We start from the raw sequence: 17,942 nt of genomic DNA on the forward strand, positions 1-17,942 counted from the left end.
TATGATTTCAAAACAATCCAGGTTCTACGACCTCCTTCGCCTGTTTAAGAAAAATAAAATGGCGGTTATGGGCTTTGTCATTATTGCAGTGATGATCGCCGTGGCAATTTTCGCGCCGCTGATCGCCACACAGGTGCCCTACGAACAAAATCTCGCCAATCGCTTCCAATCCCCCTCGAGCCAACATTTTTTCGGCACGGATAATTTCGGCCGGGATATTTTTTCCAATGTGGTTTACGGGGCGCGGATTTCCCTTTTCATCGGCTTTCTCGCCACGATTCTCTCCGTCATTTTCGGCACCATTATCGGCGCCGTGGCGGGCTTTTTCGGCGGCGGCGTGGACAATGTGCTTATGCGCCTCGTGGATATTATCCTCTCCATTCCGTCCTTGATTTTGGCCATCGCCATTTCAACCGTTTTGGGCACGGGGATTCGCAATTTGATTCTCGCCGTGTCCCTGTCGGGGATTACGAATTACGCGCGCATCGTGCGCGCAAGCGTCCTTTCCGTGAAGGAACAGGAATATGTGGAGGCGGCGAAAATCGGCGGCGCGTCCAATTTCCGACTGATCTTCCGCCACATTCTGCCCAATTGCTTGGGCCCCATCATCGTTCAGGCGACCTTAGGCGTTGGCACCTCCATACTGCAGGCGGCGAGCTTGAGCTTTATCGGCTTGGGCGTGCAACCGCCGACGCCGGAATGGGGCGGCATGCTTTCTCAAGGCAGAAGCTACATTCAAGACTATCCGCACATGACCATTTTCCCGGGTCTCGCCATCGCCCTTACGATTTTTTCCTTGAATCTTTTCGGCGACGGCTTGCGAGACGCGCTGGATGCAACGCAAAGGGGTTAATATGTCGAAACTCATAGAATTTAACAATCTGCATACGACCTTTTTCACCGATTCCGGCCCGGTACACGCCGTCAACGGCGTCACCTTCTCCATCGAAGAAGGCTCCACCACCGCCGTAGTAGGGGAAAGCGGCAGCGGAAAAAGCGTGACGGCTCTGTCCCTTATGGGGCTTTTGCCGAAGCCCTACGGAAAAATCGAAGAGGGGGACATTCTCTACAAAGGCGAAAGCATTTTATCCATGGAAAAAGAAGAGCGACGCAGGCTCCGCAGCCGGGATCTGGCCATGATCTTTCAAGAGCCCATGACCAGCTTGAATCCGGCGCTGAAAATCGGCTTTCAAATCGAGGAAGTCTACCGTCGCATCATGGGCCTTTCCAAGGCCGAGGCGAAGAAGAAGGCCGTGGAAATGCTGAAGATGGTGGAGATTAAAGATGCGGCAAACAAAGCCCGCGTCTATCCCCACGAACTTTCCGGCGGGCAGCGGCAGCGGGTCATGATCGCCATGGCCCTGGCCTCTTCGCCGAAGCTTTTAATCGCCGATGAGCCCACCACGGCCCTGGATGTCACCATTCAAAAAGAAGTGCTGGAGCTTATGGAGAGCCTACAGCGGGACATGGGCACGGCCATTATGCTCATTACCCACGACCTCGGCGTGGTGGCCCAAATGGCCGATCACGTAGTGGTCATGTACGGGGGCAGGGTCATGGAAAAATCCGACGTGTGCACGATTTTCGATCGGCCCCTCCATCCCTACACCATCGGGCTTTTGCGGGCGCGGCCGACACTGGAAAATCGCGGGGAAAAACTCTACAACATTCCCGGCAATGTGCCGCCGCCGTCGGAAATGGAAGGGCATTGCCCATTCTATTCCCGCTGCGACAAGCGCATGGACATTTGCGGCAGGGAAGTGCCGCGATTGAGGGAACACCGGCCGGGCCAATGCGTCGCCTGTTTCCTCTATGAAGGGGAGGCGTGCTGTGGCTGATCTGTTGACATTAAATCACGTAGTAAAGAAATTTCCCGTGGGGAAAAAAGCCCTGTTCTCTAAAGAGCGAAAGATGTTTACCGCCGTGGACGACGTGTCCTTTACTTTAGGCGAAAAGGAAACCGTGGGCATCGTCGGGGAAAGCGGCAGCGGCAAATCCACCTTGGCCCGCTGCATTTTGGGCCTCTATCCCGACGCCGAAGGGGAAATCCTCTACCGCGGCAAGGACGTACTAAAGGCCGACGCCAAGGAGCTGAAGGCCATTCGCCGGGACGTGCAGATGATTTTTCAGGATCCCTACAGTTCCCTGAATCCTCAAATGACCGCCGAGGAAATCGTCATGGAGCCTTTAAGGAATTTAGGTGGCGAAAACATTCGGGAAAAAGCCCGTGAGACCTTGAGCCTCTGCGGGCTGTCGAAAGCCCACTTCGGCCGCTACCCCCACGAATTTTCCGGGGGCCAGCGGCAAAGAATCGGCGTGGCCCGTGCCCTGGTGGTGGAGCCCACCTTAATCTTGGCCGATGAGCCCACCTCGGCATTGGACGTGTCCATTCAGGCCCAGATCATTAATCTTCTGGAAGAGCTTCAAGAGGAGCGAAATCTAAGCTACCTCTTTATTTCCCACGACATCGCCGTGGTGGAACACATTGCCGATCGCATCGGCGTTATGTACCGAGGCAAACTGGTGGAGATCAACGACCGAGACAGCATCATGAACAATCCCCAAGCGGACTACACGAAAAAGCTCCTCTCGGCGGTGCCGCCCATGGATCCCCACTGCAAATAAATGAATGCACCCACCCCGGGGAATGTTTCGCCGAGGGACGGTGCATTTTTGTTCTAATGATGAAAAAAGGAGAGCCTATTGAAGCGATTATCGAGAAAAAAACGCGTCCTGTGGATTCTTCTTCTCCTATGGTTGATTCCCACAGCTTATAGCCTGACCACGAAAAATCCTGAAGGAAGTAATGTCTCCGGTGAATTTTCTCCGGCGGAGGCGGAATTTATCTATGATTTGAGTTATGTAAAAGACGGGGAGAAGGTGCACGAGCAGAAAATTTTCGATCGAGAGATGGAAATGATCGAGGGGGCCGAAAAATTTCTCATGGTGGATTTTTTCCTCTTTAATGCCACTTACGATAAGGACGTGGACTGCCCGAAACAGGTGGCGGCCATGACGGATCTTTTAATCGAAAAGAAGCGTGAAAATCCCGCCATGCCCATTTTGTTTGTGACGGATCCCATCAATAACTTCTACGGCGCCTACGAAGGGGCCAATATAAAGCGGCTGAAAGAGAATGGCATCGAGGTGGTGGTCACGGATCTAAATTCCATGCGGGATTCCAATCCTCTGTTCTCCGGCAGCTACCGCGCCTACATTCAGTTCTTCGGCACGGCGGGGAAGGGCCGCATCAGAAACTTCTTCGCCAAAGAAGGGGAGAAGGTGACGGTGCGCTCCGTATTAAAGCTTATGAATTTCAAGGGCAATCACCGAAAAGTGGTGATTTCCGAAAAAGAAGCCATGGTGGCTTCCGCCAATCCCCACGACCCCAGCGCTTACCATTCCAATGTGGCCGTCCTCTTTCGCGGGAAGGGCATAGAGGATTTGATTCGCTCGGAAAGCATCTTTTATAAGGAACTGCCTCCTGTGGTAAAGGATTACAAGGCCGAAGAGGTTGCGTCGCCGGATCGGCTGAAGGTCATCACCGAAGGGGCGATCTACGACGCCATATCCGAGAATATTAACAAGAGCAAGAAGGGCGATTCGATCAACATCGGCATTTTCTATTTGTCGGAATTTCGCATTTTAAAGGACTTGGAGGCGGCGGCCAATCGCGGTGTCGATGTAAAAATCGTCGCCGACTTAAACAAAGATGCCTTTGGGCTTGAGAAAAACGGCGCCCCCAATCGCCCGGCACTGAGCGAGCTGAAGGAGAAGGCACCGAGCATTCAGATCCGCTGGTACAACACCCATGGCGAGCAATACCACACGAAAATGATTTACTTCGATTTCAAGGATGAAAAGCCTCTCGCGATTTTAGGGAGCGGCAATTTCACCCGCAGAAATTTGGATAACTACAATTTGGAAACGGACGTGGCCGTGGAAATGGAATACAATTCCCCCATGCACATGGCTGTGGAGAATTACTTCCACCGCATTTGGACCAACGAAGACGGGGAGTACACCTTGCCCTTTGAGGCGTACAAAGACGAACGCTTCTTCATTCGGCCCCTGTGGAAGTTCCAAGAGGCCACGGGCCTATGCACCTGGTAAGTGCAAAAAAAGAACCGGAGACGTGGTTGTCTCCGGTTTTTGATTGGGCAAAATCAATATTTGTTTTCTGTATCGCTTTTTTTAAAATGCTTGCGAAGGATGGAAATGAGGATTTTGAAAAAGATGGTGGATCCCAGAAAGACCCAATAAAAGGTATTCGTATAAAAATCTCTGAATTCCCAATGGCCGTAGAGCCACTTGGAAACGAAGTAGTTTACCGCAAGGAGAAAGACAAAGTATTCTGCAATGAGCAAAATCCTTATTTTCCAATTTTTCATGATATCAACTCTCACCACTATTCTACTTACCGGCGAATGGTTTGTAAAGAAACGAGTCCGCCACGGCGATGGTGCCGTCGCAGCGCTTTTCCGTGCCGCCGACATAAATTTTTCGCTTCCGGTCGTAGAGCATGTATTGGCCCCGGCCCATGTCCAAATCGTGGGGCGGTCGAATCACTCGGTGGCCCCGGCGAATCAATTCCTCCACGGCCTTCTCGTTGTAATCCTCTTCCACGACGAGGTCTTTATCTCCCGTCCACATAAAGCGGGGCGCGTCGAGAGCTGCCTGGGGATTACGCCCGTAGCGCAAGAGCTGAAGGAGAGTCTGCACGTGGCCCTGGGGCTGCATAAAGCCGCCCATAACCCCGAAGGCGCCGTAGGGCTTGCCTTCCTTCGTCAAAAAGCCCGGGATAATCGTGTGGTAGGGGCGCTTGGACCCGGCGAGGCAATTGTCGTGGCCTTCTTCGAAAGTGAAATTCAAGAGGCGGTTGTTTAAAGAGATCCCCGTCTCCGGCACGACGATGCCCGCGCCGAAGCCGTCGTAATTGGATTGAATCATGGAGACCATGTTGCCTTCATTATCCCCTGCACAGAAATAAACCGTGGAGCGATCCAAGGGATTGCCGTAGTGAACGATCTCCGCCTTCTCGCCGATTGCATCGCTGCATTTTTTCAGGTACTCGGGATTTAAAAGATCCTCCGAGGAGAGGGACATGAATTCGGGATCGGCCACGTATTTCGCCACGTCGGTCATGGCCCGCTTAATGGCCTCGGCGATGACGTGGGCGCTTTTTTCGTCGTCGGGAATCGTGGGCTTGTGCTTTAAAATCTCCAGGGCCATGAGGACGGAAATGCCCTGGCCGTTGGGAGGCAGCTCCCACACCTCGGCTCCTTCGAAGGAAAGGGAGAGGGGCTCAACCTCTAAGGTTTTCTGTGCGGCGAGATCTTCTTTTCGCATAAAGCCGCCGTGGGCTTTCATAAAGGCGTCGATTTTTTCGGCGATGGCCCCTTCGTAGAAACTTTCTCCGCCGTCTTCTGCAATGGATTTTAATGTGCGGGCCATGTCCGGAAAAGTAATTACATCGCCCGCCTCCGGCGCCTTTTCTTCAAAAGAAAACTGCGCCCAAAAGCCGTCGTAAAGAGCACCTTGATTGGCACGTCTTTTTTCGAGCTCCATGGCCCATAGCCGCGCCACGGTGGGGGAGAGGACGAAGCCTTTTTCAGCGTATTCTATGGCGGGAGCCAGCACGTCTTTAAAGGGCAGGCGGCCGTGTTTTTTATGAATGTTCGCCCAGGCCCGTACGGCGCCGGGAACCCCTGCGGCTTCGATGCCGAACTCCGGCATGGCCTCGCAATTTTTTTCTTTCATGGCGGCGAGGGAAATGGCGGCGGGGCTTTTGCCGCTGCCGTTGTAACCGTAAAGCACATCGTTCATGGCGACGATGGCGAAAAGATCGCTCCCGAGGCCGTTGGAGGTGGGCTCTGCCACCACCTGGGCGGCGGCCATGGCGACGGATGCGTCCACGGCATTGCCCCCCGCTTCTAAAATTTTTCTGCCCGCCGCGGCCGCCGAGGGATTGGAGGCAAGAGCCATGGCGCGGCCGTAGGTCAAACTGCGTTTCGAAGGATAGGGATAGGTCTGATTCAATGGCTTCACTCCTTTAAGATGATTATAGCCCTTCTCTCTAAAACTAACCAGTAAAATGCGTAAAACAAGCCTTTTTGCGGCAGCTTCCAATTGCAATACACAATGGATTATGTTAGGATAGTAATGTTATTGATAGATAGTTTGGATCGAGGAGGTGTAAATATGACTACATTTATCAGTGTTATCGTCGCCCTGTCGGCCATCGCGACCATTTGGGCCATCGTCGTTCAGGAATCCAATCAAGTGGGCTTGGGTACCTTAGACGGTAGCTCGCCGTCGTCGGAATGGGGGACCAATCGTGGGACCAGTCGCAAGGAAATGCTCAAGCGCATTACCATGGTCTCTTCGACAATCTTTTTTATCGCTACTATTTTGCTTGTAGCAGTTATGCAATAATCAGGAGGAATCATGGATATTAATATTTTATTCATCGCTCCCATCGTCGGTATTATAGCTATTTTATTCGGTCTTATGAAATCTTCCTACGTAGGAAAGCAAGATCCGGGTAACGATCGGATGAAAGAAATCTCCGGCTATATCCACGAAGGAGCCATGGCCTTTTTACAACGTGAATACAAAGCGCTCGTCGTCTTTGTCGTCGTATTGGCCGCCGTTTTAACATTCGCTATCGGCTGGCGCACTGCTGTATGCTTCATCGTCGGCGCCATCTTTTCCGTTACCGCCGGCTACATCGGCATGAACACGGCCACCAAAGCCAATGTTCGTACCGCCAACGCCGCCCACAAAAGCGGCATGGCAGCGGCCCTGGATATCGCCTTCTCCGGCGGTGCCGTTATGGGTCTTGTCGTCGTCGGTTTAGGTATTTTAGGGATTTCCGTCTTCTACCTGTGGTTCGGCGATGCTGAAATCATCACCGGCTTCTCCTTAGGGGCATCCTCTATCGCCCTCTTCGCCCGTGTCGGCGGCGGTATCTATACCAAAGCTGCAGACGTCGGCGCCGACTTGGTCGGTAAAGTTGAAGCAGGTATTCCGGAAGACGACCCGAGAAACCCGGCCGTTATCGCTGATAACGTCGGCGACAATGTCGGCGACGTGGCAGGTATGGGTGCCGACTTGTTCGAATCCTATGTCGGCGCACTCCTTTCCGTTATTACCTTAGGTTTCCTGGCTTCCCAAGACAAAGGGATTCAATACGGCCTTTCCATCGCCGTCATCGGTATTATTGCTTCGATTATTTCCATGTTCTTCGTTAAAGGGGACAAGAACCCGCAAAAAGCATTGAACATGGGCACCTATATTGCATCCGGCGTCACCATTATCGTCTCCGGTATTTGCGCAAACATGATTTTCGGCGAACTCACCTTGTTCTGGCCCGTCATCATCGGCGTTTGCGTCGGCTTGGTTATTTCCAAGATCACCGAATACTACACCGCCGACGACTATAAGCCCGTTCAACGAATCGCACACGAATCGGAAACCGGCGCATCCACAAACATCATCGCCGGCCTCTCTGTGGGCATGATGTCCACCGTCGGCCCGATCATCGTATTGGCTATCGGCATTATCGCTGCATACGCTTTAGGCGGCGGCCACGAAAACCCGGTCTTCGGCCTTTATAGCATTGCTTTGGCCGCAGTAGGTATGTTGGCAACCACCGCATCCACCATCGCTGTAGACGCCTACGGCCCCATCGCCGACAACGCCGGCGGGATCGCCGAAATGTGCGAACTCCCCGAAGAAGTCCGCGGCATTACCGACTCCTTAGACGCCGTCGGTAACACCACGGCTGCCATCGGCAAGGGCTTCGCCATCGGCTCTGCAGCCCTCACCGCCCTTTCCTTGTTCGTTTCCTACATTCAAGCTACGGGCCTTGCAGGCATCGATATTTCCAAGCCCGGCGTTATCGCAGGGACCTTCATCGGCGGCATGCTGCCCTTCGCTTTCTCCGCTTTAACCATGAGCGCAGTCGGCAATGCGGCCACGGCCATGATCGAAGAAGTACGTCGTCAATTTAAAGACATCCCCGGCATCATGGAAGGAAAAGCGACTCCGGAATACGCAAAATGCGTAGACATTTCCACCACCGCCGCATTAAGAGAAATGATCGTTCCCGGCATCATCGCCGTGATCGTGCCCTTAGTTGTCGGCTTCTGCTTAGGCACGGAAGCATTAGGTGGTCTGCAAGCCGGCGCACTGGTTACCGGCGTCTTAATGGCTATCTTTATGAGTAATGCCGGCGGCGCTTGGGACAATGCCAAGAAACACATCGAAGGCGGCGCCCACGGCGGCAAAGGCTCCGATGCACACAAAGCGGCCGTTACCGGCGATACCGTCGGCGACCCCTTCAAGGATACGTCCGGACCGAGTTTGAACATCTTAATCAAACTGATCACCATCGTTTCCTTGGTCTTCGCACCGCTCTTTGTACAATTCGGCGGCATCTTTATGTAGTCGATCCCACTCGATCAAATTATAAGCAACTCGCTTCGGCGAGTTGTTTTTTTGTGCATTAGAACCCCCGGTTATGCCGGGGGTTTCTAATGTACAAAAGAGCCTGGTTTGCGTAAGACTCACCAATAGTTGACATAGGTCAAAATATATTTTCGCACAGAAGGTGACAAATAAACGAAAGTATGCTAACATGTCAAGAGAACGATTATCAATATCATTAAAACATGTGATTCGTAATCCGCTGAGTTATGCTTGCCGGAATAGAATCACACAATGGATCAATTGTCAACAGAGAGGGGTGAAAAACTAAGTGAAACTACAGTTAAGGGGAAGAGCAGACCTGTGATTAAAAAGATGCTGCAAGAAGGAAAAAGGTAGTTTTGATGAAGGCAGCAGGTCATAATGTTTTAAATTTATGTTTCAAAAGAGAGTGCCGATGCTTCGTTGGATAGCAGAAAGAAGGAAACTATGGAAGTTTTAAAAAGAAAAAATGTTTTTTTAAGAGCGGGAATGGTGTGGTTGCTCGCCTTTATCTTAACTTTTTCCGGCTCAGTAGGCATTAATGCTCAGGGCTATAAGCATGAATCTGTTTTGTTTCAGAAGGAGAATGAAATCACATGTCCCCAGCGACAAGAAAAAGGAACGCTTATTGTTGAGTTGGATGCGCCTTCGTTGGTGGAGCGTTATAGCCTGAGAAATCAAGGTTACAAAAGTTTTTCTTTATTTGCAAAAAGTGCAAGTGGAGAAAGAACGGAAGACGCAATAGAGCGATCTCAGGAAGGCGTAAAGAAACAGGTAGAAGCCATTACAGGTACAAATGCGAAGGTTTCTTTTACAAGACTTTTATCAGGTTTTGCTTTAGAAGGATCCCAAGAGGATATTAAAAAAATAGCAAAGATACCAGGCGTGAAAAATGTTTTTTTAGAACGTCACTATGCACTGGTAGAACCTGTAAAGGAAAACATACCGCAGGTAATACATAGCGTTCCCTATATAGGTGCTAAAGTTTTACAAGAGTCCGGCTATACAGGGAAAGGCACAGCAGTAGCTATTATAGACACAGGATTAGATTTGGATCACAATGCATTTACGAATGCTTTTCCTTTAAAACCTAAATACAGTAAAAAGGATATCGAAAGAATCATTGTTGATAACAAAATGAAAGTTGGGAAGATATCTTCAGATGTTGTCTATAAGGGCCCAAAAGTTCCATTTGCATTTGATTATGCGGGAAACGACTATAATGTTGCAACCGGGGTAGGTCACGGGAGTCATGTCGCAGGGATTGTGGCAGGGAATGGCAGAGAAATTAAAGGTGTGGCACCCGATGCTCAGCTGGTCATCATGAAAGTGTTTGGTGACAAGGGAGGCGGTGCTTCTGAAACGGCGATTATTAGTGCATTAGAAGATGCTGTCACTTTAGGTGTCGATGCCATTAACATGAGTTTAGGCATGGATGCGGGTTTTTCAATAGCAGGAGACGAAACAACAGCACGTGTCTACAATGGAGTAAAAGAAGCGGGAATACACTTACTTGTAGCGGCAGGAAACAATAATTCCTCTTATTATCACGTAGAACCTTCGGTGGACTTTCCAAAGCCATCATTCCCGGATAATGGAATCGTAGCATCTCCTTCCACGTACGATGCGTCTATGTCAGTGGCCAGCATTAACAATAAGTCGGTGCGATCTTATTATTTTGAAGTAAACGGTAAAAAAATACCTTATATTGACTCCGAGGAGCGAGCATTAAAAATGTTTTTAATGCTTACCGGAAATGCTTCACTTGAGTATGTTCCTGTAGGTGAGGGGTTGGAAGAGTCGTATAAGGACATAGACGTGAAAGATAAAATAGCCTTAGTAAAAAGAGGCGGTATGTTGGGAGAAAATCCCTTTACTTTTGCCGAAAAAGAGCGTATAGCAGCAGAACATGGAGCTATAGGTATGGTCGTCTATGACAATGCGGTCGGAGAAATACCGAAGATGGTGACGACTGGTAGGATTCCAAGTGTTGCCATTAGCAAGAGTATGGGTGAATACATGCTCGATCAAACTAAAAAGGAACTTCTTATTCCCAGTGGAAACTTTACAGATATTCCGGATGAGTTTGGTGGAAGAATGTCGGACTTTTCGTCATGGGGGCCGACTCCAGATCTAAAAATCAAGCCTGAAATAACAGCACCGGGAGGCAATATTTACTCGGCATACTTGAATGGAAGGAATAAAACATTATCGGGAACATCTATGGCTGCGCCACATGTTAGTGGTGCTTTAATGGTGTTACATCAAGCCATGATGGAAAATGAAGGTATTAAAAATCTAGACAAAATAACAAGGCGAAACCTTGAAGAAAACGTTCTAATGAGCACTGCGATACCACAAAAAGATCAAAATGAAATATATTACTCTCCAAGAAAACAAGGGGCAGGCTTGTTGAATATTAATCGGGCGGTTAAGACAAAGACTTATCTTTCAAATTTGGAAGGAGGAAAACCCAAGCTGGAACTCGGAGCTAATGAGCAGGGTCATTTTCAGCTGAAATTTAAAGTAATCAGCCGTGATGACAGAGAAAGGGTGTATCGAGTAAAGCCAATTGTTTTGACCGAAGCATTAAGAGAAGTGGCTGGAAAGCAATATATGGCACAAGCAGCTGAGCCCTTGACAGAAGAAGATGTCATTATTAAAGGACCCGGCACGGTAAAAGTTTCCCCAGGGGAAACAAAGGAAATAGAAGTGTCCCTTGATTTAACAGAAAAAGGGAAAAAGAAATTAGCGGTGTTCGATAACGGAATTTATATTGACGGCTTTGTCCTGTTAGAAGGAGGGGATGAAGAAACTATACCGCTTTCGATTCCATTTTTAGGGTTCTATGGCGACTGGACGAAACAGCCGGCATTTGACAAGGATATTTACAGTGAGGAAGAACCGGCTCGATTTGCGACGTTATTGGGCATTAGTAACGGATCTTATGATTCCGAGTATGCGCGTTTAGAAACTTTGGGAAATAATGCTTTTCTGAAAAAAGGCATGAAAGGAAAATATGATCGACGCAAATTAGCCATTAGTAAAATTAATGAAAAGTTCAATCCACAAATAGACACTTTTAGCCTTTCTTTGGGACTTTTGAGAAATATGGAAAGACTTACCTATCAATTGACCGATGCAAAAGGAGTGGTTCATTACGAGAACACAGATCATTTAATTGGGAAAAGCACCTATGATAAAGAACACCATGCCGTATTGCCGGCTGGAGATCGCGGTAATTGGCTAGAGAAGCTACCTAAGTTGCCGGCAGGTCACTACATTTATAGTATTGAAGGAAAGTACCTAAATAGCGATAAGAAAGAAATGGCGTCTTATGATATTTTCCTAGATGATCAGAAGCCTGAACTTACAAAGCACGAATTGATAAAAAAGGCAGATGGTTCGCGTTGGCTTCGACTGCATATGAAAGATAATCACTATTTACAAGGTTATATGATATTAGGGCCTGAAAGTGATAAAGAAAAATATGTACCGGAAACAGCTATTCTTCATGAGAATGAAGGTGAAGAAGTAGTGCGTGAGCTTCGTCTTGATCAAGGGGTACTTTCGGATAAAGAGAAAGTACGTGTGGCTTTAATAGATTATGCGAACAATGAAAGCATAAGTCCGCTCGTTTCCTTAAAAGAGCCTTTTATTCAAGAAGAACAGAGACCGAAACTTAAGGCAATTCACATGGCACTATCGTCTTCTAAGCTGAAAATCGGAGAAGTAGCAGAGTTACAATTAGCGAAAGAACCGACTGACGCAGAAGGCGACATAACGGTAAAATGTAGTGACGTTACAAAGGCTGAAATTCTCCATGAAGAAGGAAGCTATAAAGTGAAGGCTAAAGGAGTAGGAAAGGTTTCTATTATAGCAATGTGTGGAGATGTTTCTGAAACGATTAATTTTGAGGTTGTAAAAGCGGAACAGGAACAAGAGCCGGTGCCTACGCCGAAGCCGGATCCTACGCCGGAGCCGGGACCTGCGCCGAAGCCGGATCCTACACCGGAGCCGGGACCTGCGCCGAAGCCGGATCATAAACCGGGCGGAGGTAGTGGAACAATACCTATCATTCAACCTGTTCAACCTACGCCGAGAATACAACAAGCAGATGTAGAGCAAGCGAAAGAAGAGGTCGTCCAAAAGAATGCAAAACATCTCCTTCCGTACTTGAATGGCTATCCTGATGGAACGATTCGTCCTGAGAAATTGATTACAAGAGGTGAGTTGGTCACTATTTTGTATGAAGCTTATGGCAGCAAGTCACAAGAGGGAACTCGATTGACCGATACAGAAAACCACTGGGCGAAAAATGCTATTGCATGGGCTGTGACGAATCAATGGGTTCAAGGTTATCCCGATGGAAGCTTCAAGCCGGATAAGCCGATGACAAGAGCAGAGATAGTGTCTGTCCTTATGCGCAACCAATCAGCGGTTCGTGTGAAGAGCAATGTTCTCAATGATATCGAGGGACACTGGGCACAAAACGCCATTCAAAATGCACTTGATGCGGGTTATATTCAAGGTTATCCCGATGGAAGCTTTAAACCTCAACGTGCACTTACTCGTGCAGAAGCGGTTTGTATTCTCAATAGATATTTTAAATTGAGTGCGGAAGATGGAAAAAAAGAACTTATGTATAGCGATTTACCGCGAAGCCACTGGGCATATGCTGAGTTTTTAAAGGCGTGTAAATAGGCTTGTATAAAAACACATTACACCTGAAAAGTAGCTTTACCAAACTTAAGGAGGTAAAAATGAGGAAGCAAAACGTAATGGCCTGCTTGATGGCACTGGTTTTCATCCTAGGCATGTCATTGTCGAAAGACGTATTTGCTCAGGTAAAAACGTCTTCAAATCAAAAGTATGTTAAAGAAAATAAACGGTGGGAATTCGAAATAAAAGATGGAACGTTGGAACGCTATAATGGCGACGGAGGAGAAATTGTCATTCCCAATACTGTACTAACCATTAAAGAGAATGCTTTTTTAGGAAATGATAATATCACCAAAGTTACAATTCCGGGAAGTGTTCAAAATATAAAATGGGATGCATTTAAAAAGTGTAAAGCGTTGAAGGAGGTCGTGTTTGAGCCGGGAACGACGCTTACAATTCGCAGCGACGCATTTTCATATTGTCCTAAGCTCAGCACCATTGAGATTCCTGCACATGCGAACTATATTGTGGCGAATGTTTTCAAGGGATCGTCTGCCTTAAAAGAGATCAAGGTAGCGAAGGGGAACCCAAATTATTTTGTAAAAGATGGTGTTTTATTCGGGAAGGCTGCAAAGCCAAACACACCCAGTGAACTTATAGATCCACCTGTTTTAAAACTCCAAGCCTATCCGGCAGGAAAAGACCCTCAAAACTATAAAATTCCGGAAACAGTCGATGGATTACCTGTAACATCTGTTTTTGCCGGCGCGTTTGAAAGTGTTAAAACCTTAAAGGGAATAGAAATAACACCCTCCATTAAGAGTTTAGATTGGTTTGCTTTTAGAGATACGAGTTTAACCGAAGTGTATATTCCGGATACAGTAGAAAGTGTAGGATCTTCTTTATTTGAAGGTTGCTCCAAGCTACAAAAAGTACATCTGCCTGACCATATAACAGCCATTCCCAATCGGTTTTTTTATGGCTGCACAGCATTGACAGACTTTAATTTTCCAAAAGCAGTCAATAGCATTGAAGCAGACGCTTTTAAAAACTGCACTTCATTAAACAGTGTTTATTTGCCCAATAGCTTGTCATTGGTTGAAATCGGTGCTTTTGACGGCTGCAAGAACTTATCTCGTGTCGCCATTCCGTCGACGATTCAGATGGGTTTAAACTATGATCCTTTTGAAAACTGCTCAAGAGACTTGGTAGTATACGTCGAAATGAATTCTTTCGCAGATAAATGGCTGGAAAAGAATGAACTTGTTAAAGACCTTAAGGCGCGTAGGTATCGCCTGAAAAAGTTAGTATCACCTGCAGATGTTGGCGATTTAGATATGGTTTTGCGGAATGATCAATATGGTGTGTCCTTAAAGGGTAAATTTCCAATAGGAACCAATCTCAGTGTAGTAGAAGAAAAAAGCGATCAGTTGCTATCTAAGATAAAGGACCCCAATGTGGGAAATAAAAAGGTTCTGAATATAGGGCTCATTCCCAAAGGCACTTCATCATCGTCGAAAACATCATTGGCAATATCCTTAAAGGATTATTATGACGGAAAAACAACGGCTGTTTATGATCTTTCGGGAGATGAGGCCATATTGTTGCCATCGTCATTAGCTGCTGAAACGAATGAATTGCTCTTGCCACAAAACAATACGGGCATTTATGGAATAGTAGACCATTCCATTATGGCATCGAGCTTAGAATTAGAGCCGAAGGAGCTCGTTATTAAAGCAGGAGAATCTCAACAATTACAAGCTATTTTCACGCCTGACAATGTTAGTTATAAAAAAGTAACATGGGAGTCTGATAATTCTTCTATTGCAATGATAGATCAGCAAGGAAGCTTGTACGCCAAACGTCCCGGAACGGCGACAATTGTGGCAAAAACATCGAACGGTTTAAAGGCGTCTTGCCATGTAACCGTAGAAGGAAAAAATGCAAGTGATAGATATTGCCTAATTAAGGATGGCTTATTAACAGGTTACCATGGACCCGGCGGGAAAGTAGAAATTCCAAGTAGTGTAACAAGCATTAAGTCGGAAGCCTTAAAAGGTAATAAAGAGATTACAGAAATAACAATACCTGCCAGTGTTACAACGATTGGTTATGAAGCGTTTGAGAATATGCCCAATTTGGAAAAGGTGACCTTTGAACCGGGTGGTACCCAATTGACCATTCGATTAGATGCCTTTGCCAGATGTCCAAAACTGAAAACGCTCGTCTTACCGAAACATGTAAAAGAGATTACAGGGAATATTACTAAGGGAAGTACGGCAATAAAAGAAGTTAAACTGGCAGGACCTGTAGAAGATAATAAATATATTGAGCAAGATGGCGTTATTTTTGCTAAAAACCGAGACGTTGAAGATAATACCTATTGCCTGCAAATTTACCCCAGCGGTAAAGGACCGGACTATACGATTCCCGAGTCTGTTCAAGGACATAAGGTGACAAAAACATGGCCGGGCGCTCTTGAAGGTGCGGAAGCATTAAAGCACATCACCATTAGCCGCAATCTTAAAGAATTGGGCACTGCTTCTTTTGCAGAGAGTGGACTGGTTGATTGTACGATTCCGAAAACGGTTGAAATCCTTGGGGATTCCATGTTCAAGAAATGTAAGGATTTAAAAAGTGTTACCATCAATGCCAAGGCAGAGAGTATCGGGCAATGTTTCTTTGAAAAATGTGTAGCATTGCAGGACATAAAATGGCCGGAAGATTTTAAATACCTGGAACTTTATGCCCTAAGAGATTGCAGTGCGATGACGCATTTGGACCTTCCGGAAGGCTTTTTGCAGTCGGAACCGGCTGCCTTTGATGGTATGTCGAGTTTGGAACGCATTGTAGTACCTACCACTTTTGTAAAGTTTGGATCGGACTATGCGTTGGAAAAAGTAAATAAAAATGTCACCTTATATGTTCCGGCTGACACGCCTTTTAAAGCGTCGCCAGGTAAACAGTTTGCCATAGAAAAAGGTATTCGATACATCGAATATAATAGTCCGGAACACTTGAAAGAGCTTTTATCTCAAAAACATGAGAGGATTATAAAAGATGCGGCAACCGGCATTGCGGTTAGCGGCGAAATGGATCCTAAGATAACGTTAAATGTGGTTAAAAAGAACAATAAGATAGATAACTACGACCATGCCCAAATTTTCCAAATTTCGTTAAACGGAGGAAAACTGGAAAAAGGTATGCTCCAGATCCCTGTCAATGATCAGTTTGATGTGAAAACCGTAAAACTATTGCGGAAAACGGATCAAGGAAGTTTTGATGACACAGCGGTTAAGCCGATTGAGCATGATGGACAAATGCTGTTTAATGTGGCAATCAAAGATTTTGCGTCGTCGATTTATGCTATTGTTGACGAAACGATCTACCCAAAAACTCTCGCTTTTAAGGAAGCAGAGCTAAGCATGCAACAATACGAACAAAAACAATTGGAGTTTAGCCCTCAAATATCGAGCAACGTATTGAAAGCAATGCAATGGGAAGTAGAGCCGGAAGGAATCGTTCGTGTGGACCGACAAGGGCAAGTGTATGCTGAAAGCAAAGGGAAGGCGACGATTAAAGCGTCACTAGCAAACGGAACGTCCGCAACATGTCACATTACAGTGGGCGATAGCGAAAAACCTGTAGAAAAGAAATTAACCCTTGAGTCGGATAAAAAGACTATAACATTTGGGGAAGAAGCAAAGATTAAAGCCATTTTCACACCAGATGGGACAGGAGATGTCATTCAAAGCTGGAAAATTAAAAGTGGAAGCGTAGGAAAAGCAAGTATTCCTTATGACAAGAGAGGAGATTTTGAAGCAACTGTTGTAGCGAAGAGCGGATACTATCCAAAGGCGGGAAAAATCACCGTTGTAGCGACGAGCAAAAATGGTTTGACCGCAGAGTGTCAATTAGAGATCGTGGCACCCAAAGCGACAGATGTGGAAATATGGCGTAATAATAATCAATCAAATGTGATTGCTGTAGGTCAATCGACGAGTTATTCTTTGAATACCTCCATAAAAGGAGCGGAGTTTGAAAACCTTAAATTAGATTTTAATAAGGAGATTATCGACGCCCAATTGGAAGGAAACAAACTAGTAATTAAAGGGAAAAAGCCGGGGAAGACCCTTGTCACAGTGTTGAATGAGGAGGGATTTGCTGATTATATTGAAATAACAGTACGTTCGGCATTACCGGCGATCAAATCCATTATGCCGGAACAAGAAACCTACGAAATTCCGGTGGGAACTTCAGTAAAACTTAAATTTAAGGCAGATCCATCAGATTATGTTGTCGATCCATTAACAGATATCGAAACATTCTATACGCAAGCGTCGTACGCAACAAAGCCATATGATGAGAACATTGCAATTTTACCGGACGGAACAGTTTACGCTAAAAAAGTAGGAGAGTCCATGTTCGGATATGTCGTTTACCGTAATCGGCGCGATGAAAACTTTAATGACACGGAGACCGGATACAGTAAAATTAAAGTTGTAGCCAATCCGTCAGGCGAATATACCCCCATAGAAAAACTTCAGTTGGGTACTCTGGATGGAAAAACAGAACACGCTTTAAATGAACCGTTTAAAATTGTAGGCACTTTTACCCCTCAAACAGCGACAAATCAAAATCTAATCTTTAGCTACGGGTCGAAGGCAAGTACAAAGAGAAAGATTGCAAGGCTACTTCCAGATGGTCGTGTTTATGGGAAAAAGCCGGGCACTGTAGAATTACTGGCAGAAACTGCAGATGGAATTGAGCAAACAATAACGCTAACTTTTACGAAGGAGATAAAGAAA

10 protein-coding genes are annotated in these 17,942 nt (G+C 46.7%); 8 read left to right on the forward strand and 2 right to left on the reverse strand.

Annotated elements, in window-relative coordinates; genetic code table 11:
• Window position 1 precedes the first annotated feature (1 nt).
• From nikC to WKT05_RS07620, 4 genes are all read left to right on the forward strand, one after another.
• Window positions 2-853: a nickel transporter permease gene (gene nikC / locus WKT05_RS07605; RefSeq protein ID WP_215508676.1), complete on the forward strand. Its 852-nt coding sequence runs from the start codon at window positions 2-4 to the stop codon at window positions 851-853.
• 1 nt (window position 854) lies between these two features.
• Window positions 855-1,838 carry an ABC transporter ATP-binding protein gene (locus WKT05_RS07610; protein WP_340413605.1) on the forward strand — a complete coding sequence of 328 codons (984 nt, stop codon included), beginning with the start codon at window positions 855-857 and terminating at the stop codon, window positions 1,836-1,838.
• The gene (locus tag WKT05_RS07615) at window positions 1,831-2,625 is read left to right on the forward strand and encodes an ATP-binding cassette domain-containing protein (protein WP_340413606.1); all 795 of its coding nucleotides are present in this window, start codon (window positions 1,831-1,833) and stop codon (window positions 2,623-2,625) included. Before WKT05_RS07610 ends, WKT05_RS07615 begins: the two co-directional genes overlap by 8 nt.
• Window positions 2,626-2,703: 78 nt before the next feature.
• Window positions 2,704-4,113, forward strand: a complete 1,410-nt coding sequence (locus WKT05_RS07620; protein WP_340413607.1) for a phospholipase D-like domain-containing protein — start codon at window positions 2,704-2,706, stop codon at window positions 4,111-4,113.
• A gap of 53 nt (window positions 4,114-4,166) precedes the next feature.
• Here WKT05_RS07620 and WKT05_RS07625 read toward each other — a convergent pair whose 3' ends face one another.
• Window positions 4,167-4,391, reverse strand: a complete 225-nt coding sequence (locus tag WKT05_RS07625) for a hypothetical protein (RefSeq protein ID WP_340413608.1) — start codon at window positions 4,389-4,391, stop codon at window positions 4,167-4,169.
• Between the two features lie 22 nt (window positions 4,392-4,413).
• A complete protein-coding gene (locus tag WKT05_RS07630) occupies window positions 4,414-6,039 on the reverse strand; it encodes a gamma-glutamyltransferase family protein (RefSeq protein ID WP_340413609.1) in 1,626 nt (541 codons plus the stop codon).
• A 162-nt stretch (window positions 6,040-6,201) separates the two neighbouring features.
• Here WKT05_RS07630 and secG point away from each other — a divergent pair, with 162 nt between their 5' ends.
• The 4 genes from secG to WKT05_RS07650 form a co-directional block, all read left to right on the forward strand.
• Window positions 6,202-6,435 (forward strand): preprotein translocase subunit SecG, encoded by a 234-nt coding sequence (gene secG, locus WKT05_RS07635; RefSeq protein WP_215508672.1) that lies wholly within the window; start codon window positions 6,202-6,204, stop codon window positions 6,433-6,435.
• 12 nt (window positions 6,436-6,447) lie between these two features.
• On the forward strand, window positions 6,448-8,451 hold the full coding sequence (locus WKT05_RS07640; protein ID WP_251374966.1) for a sodium-translocating pyrophosphatase: 2,004 nt from the start codon (window positions 6,448-6,450) through the stop codon (window positions 8,449-8,451).
• 468 nt (window positions 8,452-8,919) lie between these two features.
• Window positions 8,920-13,176, forward strand: a complete 4,257-nt coding sequence (locus WKT05_RS07645) for a S8 family serine peptidase (protein ID WP_340413610.1) — start codon at window positions 8,920-8,922, stop codon at window positions 13,174-13,176.
• Window positions 13,177-13,235: 59 nt separating this feature from the next.
• Window positions 13,236-17,942, forward strand: a 4,707-nt coding sequence (locus tag WKT05_RS07650) for a leucine-rich repeat protein (protein WP_340413611.1), incomplete at its 3' end; no start/stop codon positions are given.

This window comes from Peptoniphilus sp. HCN-40583 (assembly GCF_037892835.1).
In the GTDB taxonomy this organism is placed as follows: Bacteria; Bacillota; Clostridia; order Tissierellales; family Peptoniphilaceae; genus Aedoeadaptatus; species Aedoeadaptatus rachelemmaiella.

Excerpts from the sequence above, each read along its gene's own strand:
- nikC (WP_215508676.1), top strand. The coding sequence starts at position 2 with ATGATTTCAAAACAATCCAGGTTCTACGACCTCCTTCGCCTGTTTAAG.
- WKT05_RS07640 (WP_251374966.1), top strand. The coding sequence starts at position 6,448 with ATGGATATTAATATTTTATTCATCGCTCCCATCGTCGGTATTATAGCT.
- WKT05_RS07645 (WP_340413610.1), top strand. The coding sequence starts at position 8,920 with ATGGAAGTTTTAAAAAGAAAAAATGTTTTTTTAAGAGCGGGAATGGTG.
- secG (WP_215508672.1), top strand. The coding sequence starts at position 6,202 with ATGACTACATTTATCAGTGTTATCGTCGCCCTGTCGGCCATCGCGACC.
- WKT05_RS07610 (WP_340413605.1), top strand. The coding sequence starts at position 855 with ATGTCGAAACTCATAGAATTTAACAATCTGCATACGACCTTTTTCACC.
- WKT05_RS07625 (WP_340413608.1), bottom strand. The coding sequence starts at position 4,391 with ATGAAAAATTGGAAAATAAGGATTTTGCTCATTGCAGAATACTTTGTC.